25 protein-coding genes are annotated in these 21,027 nt (G+C 53.6%); 21 read left to right on the top strand and 4 right to left on the bottom strand.

Features of this window, described 5'->3' with window-relative positions; translation table 11 throughout:
• The first annotated feature begins 121 nt into the window (after positions 1-121).
• Positions 122-712 (top strand): TetR/AcrR family transcriptional regulator, encoded by a 591-nt coding sequence (locus NST69_RS30690; RefSeq protein ID WP_342547975.1) that lies wholly within the window; start codon positions 122-124, stop codon positions 710-712.
• A gap of 77 nt (positions 713-789) precedes the next feature.
• Positions 790-2,187, top strand: coding sequence for an MFS transporter (locus NST69_RS30685; protein WP_342547974.1), 1,398 nt, complete (start codon positions 790-792; stop codon positions 2,185-2,187).
• Here the strand turns inward: NST69_RS30685 and NST69_RS30680 are convergent.
• Positions 2,182-3,615 (bottom strand): PLP-dependent aminotransferase family protein, encoded by a 1,434-nt coding sequence (locus NST69_RS30680; RefSeq protein ID WP_342547973.1) that lies wholly within the window; start codon positions 3,613-3,615, stop codon positions 2,182-2,184. The two genes, NST69_RS30685 and NST69_RS30680, sit on opposite strands and share 6 nt — an antisense overlap.
• Before the next feature lie 149 nt (positions 3,616-3,764).
• On the opposite strand from NST69_RS30680, the gene NST69_RS30675 reads away from it, so the two are divergent.
• From NST69_RS30675 to NST69_RS30665, 3 genes are all read left to right on the top strand, one after another.
• Positions 3,765-4,313, top strand: coding sequence for a pyridoxamine 5'-phosphate oxidase family protein (locus tag NST69_RS30675; protein WP_342547972.1), 549 nt, complete (start codon positions 3,765-3,767; stop codon positions 4,311-4,313).
• Positions 4,314-4,505: 192 nt separating this feature from the next.
• A complete protein-coding gene (locus tag NST69_RS30670) occupies positions 4,506-5,714 on the top strand; it encodes a hypothetical protein (RefSeq protein WP_342547971.1) in 1,209 nt (402 codons plus the stop codon).
• 174 nt (positions 5,715-5,888) lie between these two features.
• Positions 5,889-7,412 (top strand): malate:quinone oxidoreductase, encoded by a 1,524-nt coding sequence (locus NST69_RS30665; protein WP_342547970.1) that lies wholly within the window; start codon positions 5,889-5,891, stop codon positions 7,410-7,412.
• A 124-nt stretch (positions 7,413-7,536) separates the two neighbouring features.
• Here the strand turns inward: NST69_RS30665 and NST69_RS30660 are convergent, their stop codons facing one another.
• A complete protein-coding gene (locus NST69_RS30660) occupies positions 7,537-8,685 on the bottom strand; it encodes an MFS transporter (RefSeq protein WP_342547969.1) in 1,149 nt (382 codons plus the stop codon).
• A gap of 152 nt (positions 8,686-8,837) precedes the next feature.
• Here NST69_RS30660 and NST69_RS30655 point away from each other — a divergent pair, with 152 nt between their 5' ends.
• The 4 genes from NST69_RS30655 (at position 8,838) to NST69_RS30640 (ending at position 12,261) form a co-directional block, all read left to right on the top strand.
• Positions 8,838-9,728, top strand: coding sequence for a LysR family transcriptional regulator (locus NST69_RS30655; protein WP_342547968.1), 891 nt, complete (start codon positions 8,838-8,840; stop codon positions 9,726-9,728).
• Positions 9,729-9,792: 64 nt separating this feature from the next.
• Positions 9,793-10,578 carry a MerR family transcriptional regulator gene (locus NST69_RS30650; protein WP_342547967.1) on the top strand — a complete coding sequence of 262 codons (786 nt, stop codon included), beginning with the start codon at positions 9,793-9,795 and terminating at the stop codon, positions 10,576-10,578.
• Entirely contained in the window at positions 10,575-11,237 is a 663-nt protein-coding gene (locus tag NST69_RS30645; protein WP_342547966.1) for a GNAT family N-acetyltransferase, read from the top strand. The genes NST69_RS30650 and NST69_RS30645 overlap by 4 nt, the downstream gene beginning before the upstream one ends.
• Positions 11,238-11,241: 4 nt before the next feature.
• Positions 11,242-12,261: an alpha/beta hydrolase gene (locus tag NST69_RS30640; protein ID WP_342547965.1), complete on the top strand. Its 1,020-nt coding sequence runs from the start codon at positions 11,242-11,244 to the stop codon at positions 12,259-12,261.
• Between the two features lie 27 nt (positions 12,262-12,288).
• Here NST69_RS30640 and NST69_RS30635 read toward each other — a convergent pair whose 3' ends face one another.
• A complete protein-coding gene (locus NST69_RS30635; RefSeq protein WP_342547964.1) occupies positions 12,289-13,200 on the bottom strand; it encodes a YafY family protein in 912 nt (303 codons plus the stop codon).
• A 99-nt stretch (positions 13,201-13,299) separates the two neighbouring features.
• Between NST69_RS30635 and NST69_RS30630 the strand changes: the two genes are divergently transcribed.
• From NST69_RS30630 to NST69_RS30610, 5 genes are all read left to right on the top strand, one after another.
• A complete protein-coding gene (locus NST69_RS30630) occupies positions 13,300-13,770 on the top strand; it encodes a VOC family protein (RefSeq protein WP_342547963.1) in 471 nt (156 codons plus the stop codon).
• 181 nt (positions 13,771-13,951) lie between these two features.
• Positions 13,952-15,208 carry an acyltransferase gene (locus NST69_RS30625; RefSeq protein ID WP_342547962.1) on the top strand — a complete coding sequence of 419 codons (1,257 nt, stop codon included), beginning with the start codon at positions 13,952-13,954 and terminating at the stop codon, positions 15,206-15,208.
• A gap of 72 nt (positions 15,209-15,280) precedes the next feature.
• Positions 15,281-16,135 (top strand): ABC transporter ATP-binding protein, encoded by an 855-nt coding sequence (locus tag NST69_RS30620; protein ID WP_036722917.1) that lies wholly within the window; start codon positions 15,281-15,283, stop codon positions 16,133-16,135.
• Positions 16,128-16,784, top strand: a complete 657-nt coding sequence (locus NST69_RS30615) for an ABC-2 transporter permease (protein WP_036722916.1) — start codon at positions 16,128-16,130, stop codon at positions 16,782-16,784. The genes NST69_RS30620 and NST69_RS30615 overlap by 8 nt, the downstream gene beginning before the upstream one ends.
• The gene (locus NST69_RS30610; RefSeq protein ID WP_342547961.1) at positions 16,781-17,146 is read left to right on the top strand and encodes a GntR family transcriptional regulator; all 366 of its coding nucleotides are present in this window, start codon (positions 16,781-16,783) and stop codon (positions 17,144-17,146) included. Before NST69_RS30615 ends, NST69_RS30610 begins: the two co-directional genes overlap by 4 nt.
• Positions 17,147-17,327: 181 nt before the next feature.
• Here the strand turns inward: NST69_RS30610 and NST69_RS30605 are convergent, their stop codons facing one another.
• Complete coding sequence (locus NST69_RS30605; protein ID WP_342547960.1) at positions 17,328-17,954, bottom strand: pentapeptide repeat-containing protein; 627 nt, start codon at positions 17,952-17,954, stop codon at positions 17,328-17,330.
• Positions 17,955-18,057: 103 nt separating this feature from the next.
• On the opposite strand from NST69_RS30605, the gene NST69_RS30600 reads away from it, so the two are divergent.
• From NST69_RS30600 to NST69_RS30570, 7 genes are all read left to right on the top strand, one after another.
• Positions 18,058-18,636, top strand: a complete 579-nt coding sequence (locus tag NST69_RS30600; protein WP_342547959.1) for a hypothetical protein — start codon at positions 18,058-18,060, stop codon at positions 18,634-18,636.
• A 6-nt stretch (positions 18,637-18,642) separates the two neighbouring features.
• Positions 18,643-19,266 carry a hypothetical protein gene (locus NST69_RS30595; RefSeq protein WP_036722910.1) on the top strand — a complete coding sequence of 208 codons (624 nt, stop codon included), beginning with the start codon at positions 18,643-18,645 and terminating at the stop codon, positions 19,264-19,266.
• Between the two features lie 34 nt (positions 19,267-19,300).
• Positions 19,301-19,573, top strand: a complete 273-nt coding sequence (locus NST69_RS30590) for a hypothetical protein (protein ID WP_036722908.1) — start codon at positions 19,301-19,303, stop codon at positions 19,571-19,573.
• A 34-nt stretch (positions 19,574-19,607) separates the two neighbouring features.
• A complete protein-coding gene (locus tag NST69_RS30585) occupies positions 19,608-19,979 on the top strand; it encodes a hypothetical protein (RefSeq protein WP_342547958.1) in 372 nt (123 codons plus the stop codon).
• Complete coding sequence (locus NST69_RS30580) at positions 19,966-20,142, top strand: hypothetical protein (RefSeq protein ID WP_342547957.1); 177 nt, start codon at positions 19,966-19,968, stop codon at positions 20,140-20,142. The genes NST69_RS30585 and NST69_RS30580 overlap by 14 nt, the downstream gene beginning before the upstream one ends.
• A gap of 32 nt (positions 20,143-20,174) precedes the next feature.
• Complete coding sequence (locus NST69_RS30575) at positions 20,175-20,381, top strand: SMI1/KNR4 family protein (protein ID WP_342547956.1); 207 nt, start codon at positions 20,175-20,177, stop codon at positions 20,379-20,381.
• A 73-nt stretch (positions 20,382-20,454) separates the two neighbouring features.
• Positions 20,455-21,018, top strand: coding sequence for a DUF4303 domain-containing protein (locus tag NST69_RS30570; protein ID WP_036722905.1), 564 nt, complete (start codon positions 20,455-20,457; stop codon positions 21,016-21,018).
• Positions 21,019-21,027: the final 9 nt, after the last annotated feature.

The raw sequence follows: 21,027 nt of genomic DNA, 5'->3' as shown, positions 1-21,027 counted from the left end.
TGGAAACGGCTTAAGCGATAGCGGGCAGTACGATACACCTTGCTAAATTCGGGAGCAGGGTGTATTCTTAATTTAATATGTCAGTTAGTACTGACAGTCAACTTTTGAAATGAGGAATATGATGATGGAGAGCAAATCGCTAAGTACCAGTGATAAACTCCTGACCGCTGCCATTGATCTGTTCGCAGAGAAGGGCTACAAGAGTGTGACCACCCAGGAGATTGCGGCGGCGGCAGGCTTAAGCGAGAAGACGCTGTTCCGCCAGTTCGGAACCAAGCTGAACCTGCTGGAGCGGGCCTTCGACCGGTTTCATTATACCGAAGATATGGCCAGGCTGTTCAATGAAAGCATTATATGGGATCTTCATACCGATCTGCTGCTGGTCAGCCGGACGTATCATGAGATTATGAACCTCAACCGGAAGATGAATATGATATTTATCAAGGAAGGGGATCAACTCCCCGGTCTTAAGGAGTATAGCAGAACCGCCCCGGAGCAGTTGATGCGGAATCTGACGGATTATTTCAAGGCCATGACCGAGCGGGGGAAGCTGATTCCCGGGAATCCCAGAGTGCAGGCTGTGCAATTTATGGTGATGAATTATGGCGCATTCCTGAACAATCTGGACGATGAGGGGAATTTTACTTCGGTGTCGCTGGAGGAATTCATCACGGCAAGTGTCCAGACCTTTACTAGGGCTTTAACACCCTAGTTGTTTTTTTGAATGAAATGACAGTAAGTACTGACTAACCTAAATCGAATTGATATATGGAGAGAGGAGCACCACCTATGAAGAACCATGCTGTAACCCCTGATATCAAAGGGAATGTGTTAATGCGCGCGCTCGTTTTTATCCTGGTGATTTCATCAATGAATGCGAATATGTTCAATATTGTGTTGCCGACGATCAGTAAGCAATTTGAATTATCTCCATCTCAGGTAAGCTGGGTCATTACCAGTTATATGATTGTATATGCTGTTGGTGCCGTTACCTTCGGCAAATTGACGGAGAAGTACCGGCTGAAGAACCTGTTGACCTATGGATTACTGCTCTTTGTCCTGGGGTCTATGGCTGGCGTTGCCGCCACCGAATACTGGATGATTATTGCGGGTCGTGTAATTCAGGCAGCCGGGGCTTCCGTGATCCCTGCTATGGCTATGATCATCCCGATCCGTTACTTTTCTCCCGAGAAAAGAGGCCGTGCGCTGGGTACGTCTGCCATTGGGATAGCCTTGGGTACCGCGCTGGGGCCGATTATTGCCGGTATGGTCATCAGCGCCTGGAGCTGGCGGATTCTGTTCCTCATTCCGTTGCTGTCGCTGCTGACACTGCCGGTCTACCGCAAATATCTGCAGGATGATGAATCAGGAAAGGCGGGTCCGATGGACTGGCTTGGCGGCATATTGCTGGCTGGGGCGGTAACGGCAACCTTATTGGCATTAACGAGCGGGAGCTTCCCGTTTGCGCTGGCAGCGGTTCTGATGCTCCTCCTGTTTATTCTGCGTATCCGCTCCGCTGCGGCTCCGTTTATCCATCCCGATATTTTCCGCAACAGGCAGTATTCGATCATCCTGATGATTACCTTCTGCATTACAGGAATCAGCTTCAGCTCTCCATATCTCATCCCGCAGCTGCTGACACTTGTAAACGGTCTGTCTCCCGCCTATGTCGGGATCATCATGCTGCCGGCAGCTATCGTTACCACGGTTCTGGGCCGTAAGGGCGGCAAGCTGGCAGATGAGCACGGGAATCCTCGGCTCGTGTATACGGCGGCCTCGCTTCTGGGGATAGGCTTCCTGTGCTTGTCTTCCGTAGCTGGAGGATCAGCGGTCCTGGTCTCGATCTCGCTGGTGTTCTGTGTGCTGGGCCAGTCGTTCATGCAGATTGCTATGTCAAATACGGTTTCGCGGACGTTGACCCCAGAGCAGACAGGAGTGGGGATGGGGCTGTTCTCCATGCTCACCTTCATCTCAGCCGCTACATCGACGGCGGTCCTGGGCAAGGTGCTCGACTCCGGTGCCCCGGCAGCGGCGTTCAATCCTATACCTGGAAATGAGGCTTCCTTTGTGTTTAGTAATATTTTCGCGGTGCTTGCTGTTCTGGTTATTGCGGTGAGCATGGTTTATTATGTGCAGTTTGGGCGCAAGGAGAGCAGATCATCCGGGACCATAAGCAGGGGCTTATAATAACAGCCCGGCCAGCCGGTGAATCCCCTGCTCAATCAAGGTCTCATCCACCTTGGCGAACCCCAGCACCCAACCCTTCCTGCGGCTCTCCAGACAGTAGTGTGCAAGCGGATATACCCGGATTCCCTGCTCCAGGGCTAACCGGGTCACGGCTTCCTCATCGTAGTCTGATTCTGCCTCAAGGAAGACATGCAGTCCCGTCTCTGCTCCGCTCAGGGTGAACCGCTCGGCTAGACCGCTTGCGGTTATCGCCTTGGTGATGGCCTCATGTCTGCGGCGGTACACATTGCGGACTCTGCGCATATGGCGCATGAAGTGCCCTTTTTGAATAAAATGGTTCAAGGTGAGCTGGTCCATCACCGGAAGGTGGCGGTAGGTCAGCTCCTGTACGCGGGCCAGCTGGGCAATGGCCCGCGCCGGGCCGACAATCGCCGAGATACGGATGGCCGGGGCGATCATTTTAGAGAAGCTCATCATATACAGGGTATTATTCGGCGCCTGGCTATAGAGCGTGGGCAGCGGATCGCCACGGTAGCGGAATTCACTGTCATAGCCGTCTTCTATAATCCATAGCTGCTCCTGCACGGCCTGATGCAGCAACTGCTGCCTGCGCGGCTCTGACATCACGGAGCCTATGGCGCACTGGTGCGATGGAGTTACGAAGACCAGACGCGATTCCGGGTGAAGCTGGTCAACCACAAGGCCATGTCCGTCTACCGGGACAGGGGCTACGTGCATCCGCCGGTAATTCATCGCCATCCAGGCCGCAGGGAAGCCGGGATCTTCCACAGAGACGGTATCTCCTTCCGTGAGCAGGGATTGGGCAATCAGGTCAAGGCTGTGCTGCGCTCCTGAGGTCAGCAGAATCTGATTGAGTTCAATCCGTATGCCCCGCTCAAGCAGCAAGTACCGCTGAATCTGTTCCCTGAGCGGCAGGAGACCATAGGGATTGCCGTAGGACCAATCGGATACGTCCATTGCGGCAGAGGCGTGAAGCAGAGATTGCCGCCAGTGGTTCTGGAAGGTCCTATCCACATAAGGCTCGTGGGGGGTGAAATCGATCTTCACCTCCTGAGGCAGATGGCCTCCGAACCAGTCTTGCAGCTGATCTACCGCTGAGTTCAGCAGGGGAATTGAAGGTGGAACAGGTCCTTCCGGCACCGACTCCTCCTGTGCCGCTTCAGGAACCGGGTTCCAATGGCTTACCCGTGTTCCGCCCCGCCGGGAGGTTATGGTATACCCTCTGCTCAGCAGTTCCTCATAGACGAGCTGCACCGTGGAGCGGGAGACTCCAAGCTGCTCGGCGAGTTCACGGGAAGGGAGCAGCAGCTCACCCGGGGTCCAGATACCTTGTGTAATATTATAAATGGCCTGATTCAGCAGTTGCTGCCAGATCGGGCTTGTATCCTCACGGTTGACGAACATCATAAGGAATCCCTCCCGGTCGTAGTTTCGTTACAGCGTCTAAATTATGGATTGGTTGAAACTGTGCTCTTTGGATATTTTAGCACAATCCAATAGCTGATATACTACCGAATAACGTATACGCGGAGGACGCGGGAAGGAGAGGGTTCGATATGAATCCGGTTCGTTACAAGGTTAGGGAATGTAAGGATGAGGCGAGAATTGAACAGTTTTTGAAGCAGGCGAGAATTGGGTTTCTGGGATTAGCGGATGGTAATCTCCCGTATGTTGTGCCGCTTAACTATGTATGGATGGACGGGAAGCTGTATATCCACGGGGCCGGGGATGGAAGACGCAATCAGGTGATGAGTGAGAACTCAGAGGTATGCTTCACAGTCTGTGAGGAGTATGGGACAATCACGAACCCCGTGCCCGCCAAGACGGATACCGCCTATATGAGCGTGATGGTCTTCGGGCAGGCAGAGCCGGTGATGGATCTGGATGAGGCTACGCAGGTCCTGCAGGAGATGATGAACAAGTATGTGCCCGGATACTATAACCGGCCTCTGTCCAAGCAGCATGTCGAGAAATACCGGTCGGCTGTGTACGGCGGGCCCGTACAAGTGTACCGGATCACTCCGCAGCATCTGACAGCCAAAGAGAATCCGGTTGAAGCAGAGAGTATGTACAAGGCAGGGACGAATGAAGGGCAGAGCGTGTAATAGCTGCACTCCAAACTAAATAGAGATGAGCGCTTGGGCCGGTAACGGCCCGGGCTTGTTCGCGTTATAGGGCAAAGTTGCTGTGAGCCCCAGGATATCGTATGGTTGAGTTAGAATAGCAAACAAAGGTAGTATAGAGAATATTAGTAGGATCGAGAATACAGGTAGGATCAAGCAGAAAGGATGAAGCAAATGTCCACAGATAACCAAGCTCTTCCCCCGGCTCCGATTACAGAACCCGGACGGTATGTCCTTGATCTGACGGGGCCCGGCAGCCACACGCTTGACCGCAAGCCCGGTATGGGCAGCTTATCAATCGGCCCCAGGGAATCGAAGCAACCAGCGGAGTTGCTGGTCGCTGCGGATGAGCGCATCAACTGGTCTGTCTTCGAGCCCTTCGCCACCCCGGCCGGCTCCCCTTGGCCGCGTTATCTGAGCTATACCGGCGGTGACACGGGCTTCCTGGAGTGGGCGGAGCGGCGGCCTATTGAGAGTATAAGCTGGACCCCGGTGCTGCCGGAGGCTACACCCTTGGACGGTAGCCGGGCGGATATCTATACCCTGGGTATCAAACTGGGTCCTCTGGCAAATGGACAGCTGAGCCTGGTTCTGCCGGAGAAGCTGTACAACCTGAGCCTGTCCGGCGATCTGACACGCTTCTCGGCTTCCGGCCATCTGCCGACTACGTTGGCCTTAGTACCGGATATGAGCCGGCGCAGCAGTGATGCGCCGTACCGGCTGCCGGATCTGGGTGAGCTGCAGGGTGTGACCAACCTGACGCTGAATAGCCCGCCGCTGGGCCAGCCCATCTCGCTTGCGGGTCTGGAGCAGTTCCCGAACCTGGAATCCCTGAGCTTGTGGGGCAGCTTCTGTGATCTTGACGCACTTGCACGCCTTAGCGGGCTGACCAGCCTGGAGCTCCGCTTCATGCCGGAGCTGGATGGCTTGCCTTCCCTGGATACGTGGCCGCTGCTGGACCGGTTCATCGCCTACAATGTCGAGGAGGCTGTAGGCAAACGTCTGCGGCAGCAGATGAAGGCGCGCGCCAAGGTCCGCCCCTGGGATGATTATGCCTCCATAAGCCAGCTCAGGAAGCCGGAGTGGTGGCAGAGCGAATACGGCCGCCCGTTCTCCGCCTGGCCGAAGCGTCTGGCCAAGCTGGCGAACGAAGCCTACGATGCTGCACAAGCAGCTATGGCGGAGGCCCGCAATCTTGAAGAGGCGGAAGCAGCCATTACCGCCTTCACCTTGCGCTTCAATTCGCTGAAGGGCATCGAGACTACCGAGAGGGAAGACCTGGGCGAAGCGGTATGGCAGCTCAGCCAGTCAGAGCACCAGCTCGGCCAGCCTATAACAGAGGAAGCGGCGCAGGGCTGGTTCGATGCGGCCCGTGATTATTAATTAAAAAGTTTATAAAAATTAAGATAAATCTTAAAATTTAGTTTCATTAGTGATAAACTAGGATCAGGATTGATCCAAACGGTGTGTGACTTGGTCCGCGCTGGCTTGCTATGGCGCCTAAGCAGGAGTGCCTGCATCCTTCCTGCAAATCGTAGGGTAGAAGGACGGTATAATATGAGCAACCAACAAACAAAAACAGACGTTATTTTAATTGGTGCTGGAATCATGAGTGCAACACTTGGTTCACTGTTAAAGGAATTAGTACCGGATTGGCAAATAACCGTGTTTGAGCGGCGTGCGGGTGCCGGGGAGGAAAGTTCGGGGGAATGGAACAATGCGGGAACGGGGCATTCTTCACTCTGCGAGCTTAACTATACTACAGAGCAGCCGGACGGATCGATCGACATCAGCAAGGCGATTAAGGTGAACGAGGAATTTCAGTTCTCCAAGCAATTCTGGTCCTATCTGGTGAGCCAGAAACGAATACACAATCCGCAGGATTTCATTGTACCTGTGCCACATATGAGCTTTGTGGAAGGACAGAAGGACGTTGCATTTTTACAAAAACGATATGAAGCGCTTTCAAATAGTCCGCTATTTCAAGGCATGGAATTCTCCGATGACCCAAGGCAGCTGATGGAATGGATTCCGCTGATGATGAAGAACCGGAAGCTGGAACAGCCGATAGCGGCTACCAAAATCGATTCGGGAACGGATGTGAACTTCGGCGCCCTGACCCGTATGCTGTTCAACCACTTGCAGAGCAATAACACCGATATTAGGTATAATCATCAGGTGGATGACCTGAAGCGCGCGCAGGACGGCTCCTGGGAGCTGAAGGTGAAGAATCTCGCCAGCGGCGTAACAGAGCGTCATAACGCCAAGTTCGTCTTCATCGGCGGCGGGGGAGGAAGCCTGCATCTGCTGCAGAAATCCGGCATCCCGGAAGGTAAAAAGATTGGCGGATTCCCGGTAAGCGGACTGTTCATGGTCTGCAAGAAGCCGGAGATTGTAGCCCAGCATCATGCCAAGGTGTACGGTAAGGCTGCTGTAGGTGCGCCTCCGATGTCTGTTCCGCATCTGGATACCCGGGTGATCGATAAGCAGGAATCCTTGTTCTTCGGGCCGTTTGCCGGCTTCTCGCCCAAGTTCCTGAAATACGGCTCCATGTTCGATCTGATTACTTCGGTCAAGCCGGATAATCTGGTTACGATGCTTGCCGCAGGAGCGAAGAACCTGTCATTGACCAAGTATCTGATCGGGCAGGTCATGCTGTCCAAAGAACAGCGCATGGAAGCGCTGCGGGAGTTCATCCCGGATGCCAGCAGCGAGGATTGGGAGCTGGTGGTGGCGGGCCAGCGGGTGCAGATTATTAAGGATACAGCAGCCGGTAAAGGCATGCTTCAATTCGGAACGGAAGTGATCAGCAGCGCTGACGGCTCCATCGCCGCATTGCTTGGAGCCTCGCCAGGGGCGTCAACGGCCGTCTCTGTCATGCTGGAGGTAATCACCAAGTGCTTCCCGCAGCAGATCAAGGCCTGGGAGCCGAAGATCAAGCAGATGATTCCTGCCTACGGCATGTCCCTGTCGGCTAACCCGAAGCTATTGAACGACATTCATGCTTCCGCAGCGCACACGCTGGGACTGACGAATGGAACAGATGGGCATCAGCCGCCAGCCGCGGTCAACCATCTGTAGCAATAGAGAGCGTACGGCTAACCACCAGCCTGCCAGCTCTTATATACATGCAAAGAGGCCATCCCTTGGGATAGCCTCTTTGTCTTGCTGTATTAAATTTGCCCAACCTATACCCAGAAAGAGATCAAGCCTTATGAGTCTTGAACAGCCGGATGGCCAGAATCAGAGCTACCGCTACAGCCGCGAGACCCGCCCAGTTCAGGTGGAGCACAGAGGTACGGCTGATCACATAGCCGCCTAGGCCCGATCCCAGCGCGAAGCCGAACTGGATGAAGGAAGTATTGACGCTCAGGGCCATATCCGGGTTCCGGGGAACCAGGGTGACCAGCAGGAGCTGTTGCGCGGGGGAGATGCTCCAGGTCCCCAGCATGAAGATCATCAGGATCAGGAGGAGGACGATCACATGAACGCCTGCCATTGCGAACAGGAGGAGCGTGGCTGCCTGTAACAGAAGTCCCGTAATTATGGTGAACTTCGATCCTTTGGAATCAGCCAATTGCCCGCCTAACTTGGAGCCCATGAAGCTGCAGACTCCCGCCAGGAAGAGCACCCCGCTGATTTCGGTCACAGACAGTGAGGATGCGGCCTGCAGGTAAGGGGTAATATAAGTGAAGAGTGTAGCGTAACCCCCTACATATAGTAAGGTGATCACCAGAGCAGTAACAATTCTGGAATCCTTCAGCACAGACAGCTGCATCCTGAGGGTGACGGCTTCTTTTTCTTTGATGGCAGGGACCTTGGCAGAGATGATGAACAGCGGAACAAGGCTCAGCCCCCCGACGATGATGAACAGAGCCCTCCACCCAAAGTGTTCACTGAAAAAAGTACCAGCCGGAACGCCCAGAACCAGCGAGCTGCTCAGTCCCATCAGAATAATGCCAATCGCATTGCCTCTGCGCTCCTTCTCCACGAGCCGTGTAGCTACAGCCATAGCGACTACGGTAGCTATGCCCCCGCTTGCCCCTTGGATAACCCGTACCCCCAGCATAGCTTCATAAGGCAGGTTCAGAAGCATCAGCCCGTTGCTGGCAATGAACACGCCGAGGGCGGTCATCAGCAGCTTTTTGCGGTCCATATTGAGGGTGAGTGCAATGAGAACCGGTGCAATAATCGCTGCGGACAGCGCGAATACAGTCACCATCAGACCCACTTCGGAGGTGGATACGCCAAGATCTGAGGCCATCATCTCAATGACGCCGGTAATAATATATTCAATCGTCCCGATCAGAAAAACGGCAAGTGCCAGAATATATATCGTCAATCGGTTATTCAAGTTCATTCGCTCCTTGTGGTTTCATATCCTTGTACATTCATAACGGAATCGGCCGCCGTTCTTGTCATCACTCTACGATGCTGCTAAGGTTAAGTCAAAGAAACGTTTCTGAATGGAACGTTCATTTTTTTTGAACGAAGGAGTGACAACAGATGGAATTGCGCCAACTTAAAACCTTCTATACGCTGGCTTCCACGCTCAATTTCGCCCGCGCCGCCGAAGCGCAGAACTACGTTCCCTCAACGGTTACGATGCAAATGAAGGCCCTGGAGGAAGAATTAGGAGTGAAGCTGGTGGACCGGCTCGGCAAAAATGTGACGTTAACCGATACCGGAAAAACGTTCCTGCGTTATGCGGATAACATCCTGTGTATGGTGGAGGAGGCGCAGCACGCGCTCAAGCAGCCCGGCGAGCTGACAGGCACCATCGTGATTAGCGCAGATGAGACATTATGCACCTACCGGCTCCCCGCTGTGTTGCAGAAGTTCCGGCAGCTTCATCCCGGAGTCCGCTTGATCTTCCTGCCGCTCGTGAGTCCAAGCCTCAGACAGAGTCTGCGGGACGGGGATGTCGATGTTATCTTCATGCTGGATGAAGTGAAGGGCGAGAGCGGATTTTGCGGAGAAAAAATAAGGGAGGAACGCTTCTGTCTCCTGGCTGCTCCCGATCATCCGCTGGCGTCGCGTCCGGCGCTGGCTATCGAGGATTTCCACGGTGAAACGTTCTTACTGACGGAGCAAGGGTGCTCCTACCGCAGCTTCTTCGAGCGCAGCCTGTCGCAGAAGGGGATGGCGGGCATTACGGAACTTGAGTTTCACAGCGCAGAAGCCATCAAACAATGTGCGAAGCTGGGCATGGGCATCGCCATCCTGCCTGAAATGGCCGTAAGCGAAGAATTGAAGCGGGGGGAGCTGATCTCCCTGCCGTGGGATTTGACCGCAGTATCTTTTTCCACCCAAATGTTCTGGCATGAGGAGAAGTGGCTCTCCCCGGCAATTGAGGCTTTTCTCCGTCTGGCCCGGGATCTCGAATCCTCCCCTTGACCTTAGGTCTGACCCAGGGTGTATCGTAGAGATATTCCAAGCCGCAGTCTGGGGAGTGATTAGGATGAGAAATGAAATAACAATTAGTGAACTGGCCAAGCTGATGAATGTATCGGTTCACCAGATCCGGTATTTTGAAGAGAAGGGTGTTCTGCAGCCTGCTTATACCGGTGAGAATCAGTACAGAATGTACAGTATGGATCAAGTGTACCAGCTCGCGCATATCCTGCTGCTCCGTAAGCTTGAAGTGCCTGTTCAGTCCATTAATGAATGTATGGGCTATAGTCCGGAGCAGCATCGCGGGCTTCTGGAGCATTCTCTGGAGGGGATTGAGCAAGAGCTGCGCCGCCTCCGGGAGCTTCGGCAGTTCATCCGTAAAATGCTGGAGGAACAGCAGAGCTACAGCACCTCACCTGAGACCTTTCAGATCAAGAAGTGTAAGGCTACAAGTCTTATGCAGGTGATGAAGCTGGATTCACACAGGAAGCTGAGTGCAGCGCTGCTTGCGGAGCAGGCGGCAGGGATACCGGATCTGTTCGAATCGGATATGTATTATGTGCTGGAGGAGCCGGGCGCTGTGACCTTGTGTCTGGAGCAGCCGGAGGCGGGCGGAGTTATTTTACCGGAAGGGGAGTATCTGACTCTGCAATGTGTGGCCCGCGAGGAGGAGCTGGAGCAATGGACCGGCCGGCTGCTGGAGCATGCTGCTGCACAAGCGATTCCTCTCGCGGGACCGCTGGTGGTCATTGAACGTTCTTATCTCTCCCTGTTCGTTCAAGACAAGCTGCATTATGAGCTGAGGGCCTGCATCGGCCCGGCTGCACCCGTGGAAGGGAGAGGTTCCGTATGAGAACGATGCCAACAGGTACAACGTCAATAAGCACAGCACCAGTAACTATCGAACCTATGGAGGCGAGGTATAATCGTGCGGTGGGGGGGCTGCTGGCTCAAGCTTTTCAAGGGAAATTCCAGAACCGGATCAGGCTGAAGAAGGCAGAGCTGGCAGGGTGCTTTGAGTTGTTGCTTCAGTATGCTCCTGCTGATCCCTATACACACAGGATGGTAGCTGTGCAGCAGGGTGAGGTGATTGGCAGCATCGCGATTAAGTGTACACCTGAAGCCCGCCTTTTGGGGAAAAGGCAGACGTCTCCGTTACCGGGAACCTCACAGCTATTAGGCAAACGGGGCATGATCAGAATGCTGATCGGCCTCTATGTACTAGACCATACCCCGGCAGCAGGCGAGTGTTATATTACCGACCTCGCGGTTCACCCGGAGCATCAGAACAAGGGGGTGGGAAGGCTGCTTGTAGAGTGGGCGCAGAAGCTTGTAGAAACCGACCCGGGACTGAATAGACTTAGCCTGCATGTATCAGCCGGTAATCCGCATGCCCGTCAGCTATACGGGAAGTGGTCCTTCCATACGGAGGCACGGGAGACTCGTTATACCCTGTATTTATTGTTCAATGAATTGCGCTGGGAATACATGGTTCAGAAGAGAGGCAGATGAAGAAATGAAGACAACGAAGAAACTATGGATTTCTCTGCTAATTATAGTGCCACTCCTTGGCGGTGCGGGGATATACATTGTGCAGCAGAACCGCTTTGAGATGACTGAGCAGGCCATCCGGATTGCGTCGCCTGAGGGCGAGCTGACGGGTACGCTGGTGCTGCCCAAGGGGTCTTCAGCAGCTTCCGGCAAGCTGGGATTAGTCCTCTTCATTCATGGAGACGGGCCGATTAATGCCTCGCATGATGACGGATATAAGCCGCTATGGGAGCGGTTGGCCAGTCTGGGGTATGCCTCCTTGTCTCTTGATAAAAGAGGGATCGGCGGTTCGGCAGGAAATTGGCTGGATCAGAGTATAGATGACCGGGTGGAAGAAGCCCGCGAGGCTATTGCATGGGCCCGGAAGCAGCCGAATATCGATCCGGACCGGATCGGGGTGTGGGGCGCCAGTCAGGCAGGCTGGGTGATTCCCAAGCTGGCGGGTAAGGAGCCGCTCGCCTTCAGCATCCTGGTCTCCCCGGCTATTAACTGGCTGCGCCAGGGTGCCTATCATACCCGGCAGCAAATGCTGCAGGAAGGGAAATCGGAAGCGGAGATTCAAGCGGAAGTGGCATCTAACAACGAGGTTCTGGAGCTTTTGGCGCGGAAGGCGAGCTATGAAGACTATCTGGCTGTAGTGAAGGAAGATGACCTGATGACGCGGGAGCGGTGGACCTTTGTCAGCAAGAATTACCTGTCGGATGCCGGGGAGGATCTTCAGCAATTCCATTCCCCGGTGCTGTTGCTGCTGGGCCAGCAGGATATTCATGTAGACTGGCAGGAGACAGAGCAGGTGTACCGCAAGCTCGTCCGGCCGGAGCTGCTGAGCGTGGCGGTCTTCCCGGAGGCTGAGCATTCGATGCTGAGCAAGAAGACGGCGGATTCCAGCTTCAGAGCGCTCATGATCAGCCTCTTCGCCCCGCGCCACATCACAGTTCCGGGCTATATGGATCGGATTGGGGAATTTCTTAAGGAGCTGGAGTAGCAGCCCGCTCCCTTAGCACCGTAATTACTACGTATACCGGCTCATCATTTCAAGCAGGTACTTACGGAATTCTTCACGGTAGTCCTTCGGCTCCATAATCTCCAGATGGGTGCCGAAGCCTGCCAGGAATTGATATCCGATCGGGTGCTGCGGAATATAGAACGTAGCCAGCAGTTGTTCCGCGTTATAGGCTTCGATGCTCTTGCGGCCATAACGTTCAATGAATTGATCCTTAATCCCCGGCGAGATCAGCGCCTTCACTTCGGTTAACTGCGGCGGAACTTCAGCCTCCCGTGCCTGATTCAGCATATCCGCTCTGGGGCTGAAGGTCTGTTTCTTCCGCTCCAGCTGCTCCATCCGGGAGAGCTTGAACATCCGCGCGCCCATCCGCTCCAGGCAGAAGCCCTTCAGATACCAGCTCGATTCACTGAAATGAAGTTGATAAGGCTCCACTGTCCGTGTCGTGGGAGTACCTGTTCTATCGGTATAGTCAAAAGAGAGCAGCCCGCTCCCGGCGATGGCCTCCTGACAGAGCTTCATGGCTCCGGCAAGCTCCGCGCGTCCCTCCCAGCCATAGAAGGACAGCTGAACCGACCCTTTAGAAGCGAGCGGGCTAACCATCGCTTCTATTTTTCGTAGCGTCATGGCAACGTCTTCGCTGATCAGAATTTGCTCCAGCCCGCCGAGCGCAGCCAGTATATTCTCCAGATCGGAGCTGCTCAGCAGCCGCTTGTCCATCTTGTATTCTTCCATAATGCCGTAGCCGCCCTGCACGCCGGGTGTGGCGTATATAGGAATGTGCGCCAGGCTGAGCGCTTCCATATCGCGGAGAATCGTCCGTTTGGACACGCCGAATAATTGTGCGAACTCTGAGCTGGGCACAATATCTTTTTTGAGCAGAATCATGATGATGGTAATCAGCCGCTCCACCTTGTCCATCCGGTTACCTCTTTCTTGAGTTGAGTACGAAACGGTGACATACAGCCGTCACCTATCGTGTATTATACTACATTTATCTTAAGGAGGAGGTTATGTTTTATGTCAGCTATTGCTTATATTAATTTCGATGGTGTTGCCGGAGAAGCGATTGAATTCTATGCGGAGGCTTTGCAGGCCACTACAGTGAAGAAGGTTACATTCGGAGATATTCCGCAGGACCCGAACTATCCCCTGCCGGCCAATGAGTTAGCGATGATTATGGAGTCTTCTATAGCGTTCGAGGGCGGGACAATTATGATGTCCGACCTTCTGCCCTCGATGCAAGCGGTAATGGGAGAGCTGGTGAAGGGGAATAACCTCACGATCAGCCTGATCATTGAGGACAAGCAGAAGCTCGAAGAGTACTATAATCAGCTGTCCCAGGGAGGAACAGTTATCATGCCGCTCTCCAGCACACCATGGTCTTCATGCTTCGGGATGATCGTGGATAAGTTCGGCATTGGGTGGAAGTTCAACAGTGATGCCGTGCAATTCCTCGATAATGTGCTGGCCAGCCGGGGCAAGCTCTGAAATATTTTGGCAGAATGCGGAAGAGTGGAAGGATTTATCCATCATGTATTGAAAGATAGGAGTACCTGATACCGGTGTATATCGCCTAAGCGAATAAGAGTAGTGATTTTACAGCTGTGGTGGTTGTGTTGCTGGCGGCCATCCGTTCAGGAATCATTGGTGAAAAGAGGAAGTTGAGCTGATGTCAAACCTTCGTCTGAGCAATACCCGGTTATCTGGAGCGGATGGCGTTCGTGCGATCGCCTGCCTGTCAGTCATCCTGCATCACTTGTCGCAAAAGCTGATCATGCCCGCACAAAAACCCTGGCTCCAGGAGCTGCAATCCGTGCTGCTTCTGGGGAACAGCGGGGTCAGCTTGTTTTTTCTGCTAAGCGGCTTCCTGCTGTCGTTCCCCTTCTGGAGTGCGTATCTGAATAACGGTCCATATCCAAGCCTGCGGACGTACACCCTACGCCGTGCCGCGAGAATCATGCCCGGCTTCTATGTGTCCCTGCTGGTGTGTCTGTTCCTGACCTGGAGGCTGGATATTCCGATGGAGTACTTAGGGCGGCGTATTGTCACAGCCTTCACCTTCACATCGGGCTTCCACTACACCACGTTCTTCCCCTCCGACTTGAACGGGCCGCTCTGGTCGATCAGCTTCGAGGTATTCTGCTACCTGCTGATGCCACTCTTCATGGCGGTGTTATTCCTGCTCGGCAAGCGGCATTCCTTCGGTAAGGCGATCCTGTTCTGGGTCGCCGTATTTGGGTTGGTGCTTGCCGCCAATGCCCTCATTCATCATTGGTTCACACCCGGCGAGCAGGGAAGGGGCTGGGACTATGGCCAGGTCGGCGGCGCGAAATTCTGGATGCCGAGATACAATCCGGTCGGCTTCTTCGGCCACTTCACCATCGGGATTCTGGCGGCGGGCATAACGAATGCTCTGCAGCAGCGCCGCTCCAGAGTGGAACGGCTCAGCAGGCTGGGCGTGTTCGATGCCGCCGCAGTACTTGCTCTGGGTCTTGCCGGTCTCCTGATCTGGCGGATGCGCCACGCGGGCGAATTCGACTTCAGTCTCCAGCAGCAGCCGTATCTATTCCCGGTCTATGCCATATTGTTCGGAATCGTGCTGTTCTCGGCACCGTTCAGCCGGTACGCCGGGCGTATGCTGGATAACCGCTTGTTCCGGTATACGGCCAAAGTGTCCTTCGGCCTGTACATATGGCACTATCTGTTCATTACCTTAATCGAGAAGTACGGCATTCAGGATTTCCATTACTCCGGGGTTAGGGATGTGTGGCGCTGGCTGGGCATCAGTATGTCTGTTGTGGTCATCTCTTACGCAGCGGCCACTATTTCGTATTACGCCATAGAACAGCCGTTCATTAACTGGTCCAAAGGCAAGCCGTTCTTCCGGCGCAAGCCGAAGGAGTCCTCACCCTCTACAGCCGCATAGGATTGACTTTTTCATAACCCCCATGATACATTGTGTATACACGGAATACACAATTTGTTGAGGGGGTTAGTTATGCTGGCTTTAGATATCCGGAATTTAAATAAAAAATATCCTAATTTTCAGATCAAAGACGTCTCTTTTCAATTGGAGCAGGGTTATATCATGGGCTTCATCGGGGTCAATGGTGCGGGCAAGACCACCACGATCAAATCGATCCTGAATATGGTTCAGGCCGACAGCGGCGAGATCAGCATTCTGGGCAAGAACATCGCTGAACATGAAACAGAATTGAAGCAGGACATCGGCTGCGCCTTCGGCGATATCGATTTCTATACACGCAGCAGGCTTAAGACGCTGACGGGTATTACGAAGAAGTTCTATAAGAACTGGAGTGACGAGACGTATTACAGCTATCTGAACCGGTTCAAGCTGGATGAGAATAAAAAAATAGCGGAGCTGTCCACCGGGATGAAGGTGAAGTACAGCCTGACTCTGGCCTTATCGCATGGCGCCAGGCTGCTGATTCTGGATGAGCCGACCAGCGGACTCGATCCGGTCTCCAGAGACGATCTGCTGGATATTTTCCAGGAGCTTATCATGGGCGGCGAGATCAGCATTCTGTTCTCCACGCATATTACCTCTGACCTCGAGCGCTGTGCGGATTATATCACCTTCATTGAGCAAGGGCAGATTGTGGCAAGTAGCGAGAAGAACGAGTTCAAGGAGTCATACCGGTTACTTAGCGGCAGCGAGTCGCAGCTTAACGAAGTGAAGGGGAAGCTGATCTCCTGCAAAATCAACTCCTTCGGCTTCACCGGATTGATTCATGCCCGAGATATCGATCCCGCTTGGGCGCTTAACACGGCCATCCCGACTCTCGACGACATCATGATCTACTTTGCGAAAAAGGAGGGTGTATATGTATAATCTGGTGCTGAAGGATTTGAAGCTAGGCGTTAATCCCTGGTTCTTCGTATTACCTTTAATTTTAGGCGGTCTGATGCTCATTCCGGGCTGGGTCTACTTCCTGGTTCCGCTGTATTTCTGCTTCATCACCGTACCGAACATGTTCGGCGGATTTAAGAGCCAGAATGATCTCATATTCAGCACGATGATGCCTGTGACCAAACCGGACATCGTGAAGTCCAGAATAGCTGTGATTGTTATTCTTGAGCTTATGCATCTGCTCATTGCCATGATCTTCAGTATCTTTACGTTCCGCCTGTATCCGCAGATGACTTACATTTTCTTTCCGCCTTATATGGGCTTCTGGGGCTTGTGCTTCATTATGCTGGCGGTGTTCAATCTTATATTTATCACTATGTACTACAAGACGGCATATAAGTATGGCGCTGCTACGACTGCATCGACGGCTGCGGCGATCCTGTTCGCGGGCCTGGTCCAATGGGCCGGAATTCAGAATAGCTGGATGCACGGCATTTTCTACGGCTCCGGGACCGGCAATACGGCGCTTCAGTTCTCGATTCTGATCGGGGGCATCCTCATTTTCGCAGCCTTCACCCTACTTGCCTACCGGATTGCGGTACGGAGATTCCTGAAAGTGGAGATCTTATGAACGTAACGATCTCCAGCACCTCCGACAAGCCGATCTACCAGCAGCTGCACGAACAGATCAGCGCACAGATTCTTGGTGGCGAGCTGGAAAGCGGCTATTGCTTACCCCCCATCCGGCAGGCTGCCCTGGAGCTGCATGTCAGTGTCATCACGGTGAAGAAGGCCTGGGAGGAACTGGAGCGGAGCGGCTTGATCCACACGGTAACCGGCAAAGGCTGCTTTGTCGCCGAATTCTCACCGGATGAGATGCTGCGGATTCGTAACGAGATGGTCTTGAAGCAGATGGAGGGCGACATTCAGTATTACAAGTCCTTCGGCCTTACGCTTGATGAAGTGATCGCACTGCTGGGGAAGATCTACTAAAGCGCGCAGAGATTAAACGCAAGAACAGGCTTTTCACGATCCCTTGGGGAAGGTGAAAAGCCTGTTTTGTTGTGTTGTTACGGATCACGTATCCTATTTCCTCTGGAATTTCTCCGGGAACTGTTTCACAATGCCTTCAGCAGTCCGGCCATGATCCGGGTTATTGTTGAGGGCGCTCACATCACTCCTCAAACTTGACATGATCCAATATCGTATTCCCCCACTCAGGGAGCAAGCGGGCCTCTCCCGCAAAGCGGCTTCCGGCGATCGAGCCATCTTGAAACTGCGCACCCTCAAAGCTACATTCCTCGAACCGGCAATACAAGAGTAAGGCACCGCGAAAGTTGGCGCCATCAAAGCGGCAGCGGGTGAAAGAAACATCATTTGCAATCACTTTGCTTAAGTTGCAGCCGGTGAAATCACAATCATGGAACGCCTTGCTCATTCTGGCACCATTCAGCTTCGCTCCCCGGAAGGAACAGTGATTAAAGGTATGGGTCACGAATCTCTTGTCCAGTCTGACCCCGTCCAGGCAACAATGGGTAAATGTAGAGGTGTTCAAGCTTGCCGAATCCTCGAAGCGTGAATAAGAGAAATCAATATCCTGCAGAGTGAGGTACTGTATGCTCTCAGTCAGGGTAACTCCCCGGTAATCCTTCAGTCCTGCCTCCGTCTGTCCATAAGGGGAGATGGGAAAGGAGCGGTCCTTTTGATGGAGATTATGTTTGCCTGAAATAGCGGCCAGACGCCGGTTCACTTCAGAGAGCTGGTCGTCCTGCCATCTGGCCAAGAGGAATTTCTTATTCAAGGTAGCCCCTCCTTACATTAATTTGGTAAAATGAATGGAATCTAGTTTATATGTTAGTATGCCAAGTAACTATAGACAAGCCATTAAAGGAGGCCATCCACCCGTGGGAAGATCGTTTGCAAATCTGCATATCAAGTCAGGTGACCTGGATAAGACCCTTCAAGCCTTGAAAGAGCTGAGCGCCAAGCATGGCAAGGTTCTGGGTTATCCTGATTCTGAGGCGCCGGAGCGTAAGGCCGTTATCTATGTAAGCCAAAGCAATGAGGGTTGGATCAGCGTGCTTCACGATTATTTCGTATGGGGTACGGTGAAAAAGGTTGGCAGGACGTTGTCCGGGCTGCTGGAGGAGCCGGTGATGACGGTGGGATACATGAATGAGGAGATCTTCGAGCTGTCTTTCTTTGAGCAGGGGGAGATCCAGGCCGAACGAATCTTCTGTGAGCCGTGGACCCGGGAGGAATACGAACACCTGCGGGAAGAGCGTACAGCTGACGAATATATGCAGCGGGTGCTCGGGATGCAAGCTGAGGAGGAGAACTTCGGCGCATTCATCAGCCTTACCAGCCCCGGGCAAGCGGTGGAGCGGCTGTCCGAAATTACTGGAATGTCTCTATGGAGCGATGCGGAATGGCTGCCGTATGAAGAGACGCTCAGAGCACGTTTTGTTACCTATGAGTGGTAGAAGAAGATGCTAAAAAACAGCGGATTCTACAAGCAGCGCTTCTTCATCACACCCGAGGAGCTCAAAAGAGTCGTAGAGCTTCTGGAGCCTACGCAAGTGCGGTACTATTTAACCAATTATACCCATACAGAGCATGATCAGAATCAGGTGGTGGAGGCGTATCGCGCCTTCTATCAATATTATACAGCTACGGAAAAAGAGAGCGGGGTGCGCCCCTTCTTCATCTATTCGATGTCGGTTCTGCCGGATACGGAGAGCTTTGGTTTTTTTGCGAGAAATGAGGGGGTTTCTATTCCCTATCACGGGCAATGGGCAGAGAATGAGCTGCCCTGTATTCTGATCTCCTGCCCTAAGGGGCACCGCGTCAATGCTCAGGATGAGCAAGGGGAGTATTATCTGTATGAGGATGTCCGGGAGCACAAGCCGCTGAGCTATGCCCTGTACAAGGAAATTACCGGCTCTATTCAAAAAATGACCAAGCCTCTCCGCTTCTCAGCGCAAGACCCGGAGGCGATGGAGGAACAGAAGCCCTCTGTACGCATAAGCCGTGCTGCGGCTGAAGATTTAAGCAACTCCTGGATGGTCAGACAATATGGACTCGTAATCCATGGGCAATCAGGGCCTGACTGATGTATTGGGTTATCCATGAAAGGGAGGGGAGCAGATGGCGCTGAAGTTGATCTGTACCTGGGGAGTGCTAGCTCTATCATGCTGTGCGGTATGGTGGAGCTTCAAGACCGAAAAGCTGATCACCGTCTCCTGGCTGATATTCCTGCTCCCTGCGATTCTCCAGCTCGTTGCTGCTGTACGGATCGGGCCGGGCAAAGCCAAGTTATTTCTTGTATTCGGCTGTATTAATCTGCTGTTCGCAGCCCTGACCGGTGCGGCCGTCTGGTATCTGGTGCAGCTGGCAGATGCCTATAGAAGGGGGAAATAGTTCAAGCGTGTCTTAAGCGGGGAGGGGTGCTAATATGCAACTGGGTTTTACGCTGGATACCCATGGAACATGTGTGGGTGTACTCAGAGATGAATTGCTGCCGTTAGAGGAGCTGGCGAATACATTGGAGTTCCCCTACGATATCTTCGTTGTGTTCCGGGTGTTACCTGATAGCTACGGGCGGAGAACGTTCAGACGCTTTGACAGCGGGGATCATACCCTCTATTTGGATATCAGCCTCAGCTATGAGCAGTACCAACGTATGTCCAAGAATGAACAGCGCGAGGCTCTGGGCATTCACCTGTACAGCTATCTGGCAGAATCTATTGCCAAGTATACCAAGCATGCCGGTAAGAGCCCAGGCAGAGCTGCTGAAACGGGTGAAATGCTGGATGCTGGCCAATAACTGGCTGGAAGGGAAAATCCATCAGGCACGCCTCCTCCTCTCCCGGGAGATGGGACTCCATGAGGTTAGCCGGACCTTGAAGCTGCCGCTGGAGGAGATTGAGTATATCCTGCTGCGCATGAATAATGATGCGCCAGCTGCTGTTCATCCTGACAATCTATAATCAACCCTTAGCAGGGAAAGGGGAGTACAACTATGTATGAGCGTCTGACAGAGTTATTAAGCAAGCCTTCCCCGGTCCGGTGGTTTCCGGGCCATGGGGCCGAGGAGAGCTGGATTGCCGAAGCCGAGGAGGAATTAGGCTTCAGGCTGCCGCCGTCTTACCGCTGGTGGCTGGCCCGTTATGGGGGTGGGAGCCTGGGGGACGGGGGGAATTCCCGGTCATGCGTTATGACCTCATGAATGATCTGATTGAGGAGTATGCCCCAACGTTCGCCGGATTCCTGGAACAACTGATCGACGAGAGGAAGTAGCCATGAATGCGGCACAGAAGGAAGTGGAGCGGCTGGCGGCGGAGATTGCGGAGGCGGCCCGGAGGTCGTTCCGCGCGCTTTTTGCGAATGGGGAGCATTATTATTACTGTACGTTATATACAACGGGTGAGGGACATGCACCAAGCCTCTCCGCCTGGTCACGGGAGGCCCTGGAGCAGGAGGCGGCCAGACAGGCAGAGGGCGGCAGCACACCGGCAGCAGAGATCGCCGAGCTGATTAAATGGTCTTATGCCGATTCGCCGTATTGCTGCTTCGGAGATGAGTATTTCGATGAGGTCAAGCGGTTATTCCAGGCACGTCCGTCTATTACGGAGCTTGAGGATGAGGCATGGAACGATGAGTTCATTATGAGACTGGGGGCCATGGAGCTGGCGATGCGGATGATGGATGCTGAGGGGCTGTTCGCGCTCAATCAGCCCAGGGAGGACGTATGTGTGCTTGCCGAAGTGATGCCGCCGGATGAGGGGAATACGGACATTGCCCTGCGGCTGAACCGGGCGGAAGCTCCGGCGATGCGGGCCTGGCTTGAGGAAGCGGCAGAATAAGGTTATTGT

It is taken from the genome of Paenibacillus sp. FSL P2-0089 (assembly GCF_038595095.1).
Classification (GTDB): Bacteria; Bacillota; Bacilli; order Paenibacillales; family Paenibacillaceae; genus Paenibacillus_AQ; species Paenibacillus_AQ silagei.
The sequence above is the reverse complement of the archived record's forward strand: the minus strand, read 5'-3'. Positions and strand labels throughout refer to the sequence as shown.

Bases quoted from the DNA above. Each gene is read 5' to 3' on its own strand.
- NST69_RS30690 (WP_342547975.1), top strand. From the start codon at position 122: ATGATGGAGAGCAAATCGCTAAGTACCAGTGATAAACTCCTGACCGCT.
- NST69_RS30685 (WP_342547974.1), top strand. From the start codon at position 790: ATGAAGAACCATGCTGTAACCCCTGATATCAAAGGGAATGTGTTAATG.
- NST69_RS30680 (WP_342547973.1), bottom strand. From the start codon at position 3,615: ATGATGTTCGTCAACCGTGAGGATACAAGCCCGATCTGGCAGCAACTG.
- NST69_RS30675 (WP_342547972.1), top strand. From the start codon at position 3,765: ATGAATCCGGTTCGTTACAAGGTTAGGGAATGTAAGGATGAGGCGAGA.
- NST69_RS30670 (WP_342547971.1), top strand. From the start codon at position 4,506: ATGTCCACAGATAACCAAGCTCTTCCCCCGGCTCCGATTACAGAACCC.
- NST69_RS30665 (WP_342547970.1), top strand. From the start codon at position 5,889: ATGAGCAACCAACAAACAAAAACAGACGTTATTTTAATTGGTGCTGGA.
- NST69_RS30655 (WP_342547968.1), top strand. From the start codon at position 8,838: ATGGAATTGCGCCAACTTAAAACCTTCTATACGCTGGCTTCCACGCTC.
- NST69_RS30650 (WP_342547967.1), top strand. From the start codon at position 9,793: ATGAGAAATGAAATAACAATTAGTGAACTGGCCAAGCTGATGAATGTA.
- NST69_RS30645 (WP_342547966.1), top strand. From the start codon at position 10,575: ATGAGAACGATGCCAACAGGTACAACGTCAATAAGCACAGCACCAGTA.
- NST69_RS30640 (WP_342547965.1), top strand. From the start codon at position 11,242: ATGAAGACAACGAAGAAACTATGGATTTCTCTGCTAATTATAGTGCCA.
- NST69_RS30635 (WP_342547964.1), bottom strand. From the start codon at position 13,200: ATGGACAAGGTGGAGCGGCTGATTACCATCATCATGATTCTGCTCAAA.
- NST69_RS30630 (WP_342547963.1), top strand. From the start codon at position 13,300: ATGTCAGCTATTGCTTATATTAATTTCGATGGTGTTGCCGGAGAAGCG.
- NST69_RS30625 (WP_342547962.1), top strand. From the start codon at position 13,952: ATGTCAAACCTTCGTCTGAGCAATACCCGGTTATCTGGAGCGGATGGC.
- NST69_RS30620 (WP_036722917.1), top strand. From the start codon at position 15,281: ATGCTGGCTTTAGATATCCGGAATTTAAATAAAAAATATCCTAATTTT.
- NST69_RS30615 (WP_036722916.1), top strand. From the start codon at position 16,128: ATGTATAATCTGGTGCTGAAGGATTTGAAGCTAGGCGTTAATCCCTGG.
- NST69_RS30610 (WP_342547961.1), top strand. From the start codon at position 16,781: ATGAACGTAACGATCTCCAGCACCTCCGACAAGCCGATCTACCAGCAG.
- NST69_RS30595 (WP_036722910.1), top strand. From the start codon at position 18,643: ATGCTAAAAAACAGCGGATTCTACAAGCAGCGCTTCTTCATCACACCC.
- NST69_RS30590 (WP_036722908.1), top strand. From the start codon at position 19,301: ATGGCGCTGAAGTTGATCTGTACCTGGGGAGTGCTAGCTCTATCATGC.
- NST69_RS30585 (WP_342547958.1), top strand. From the start codon at position 19,608: ATGCAACTGGGTTTTACGCTGGATACCCATGGAACATGTGTGGGTGTA.
- NST69_RS30580 (WP_342547957.1), top strand. From the start codon at position 19,966: ATGCTGGCCAATAACTGGCTGGAAGGGAAAATCCATCAGGCACGCCTC.
- NST69_RS30575 (WP_342547956.1), top strand. From the start codon at position 20,175: ATGTATGAGCGTCTGACAGAGTTATTAAGCAAGCCTTCCCCGGTCCGG.
- NST69_RS30570 (WP_036722905.1), top strand. From the start codon at position 20,455: ATGAATGCGGCACAGAAGGAAGTGGAGCGGCTGGCGGCGGAGATTGCG.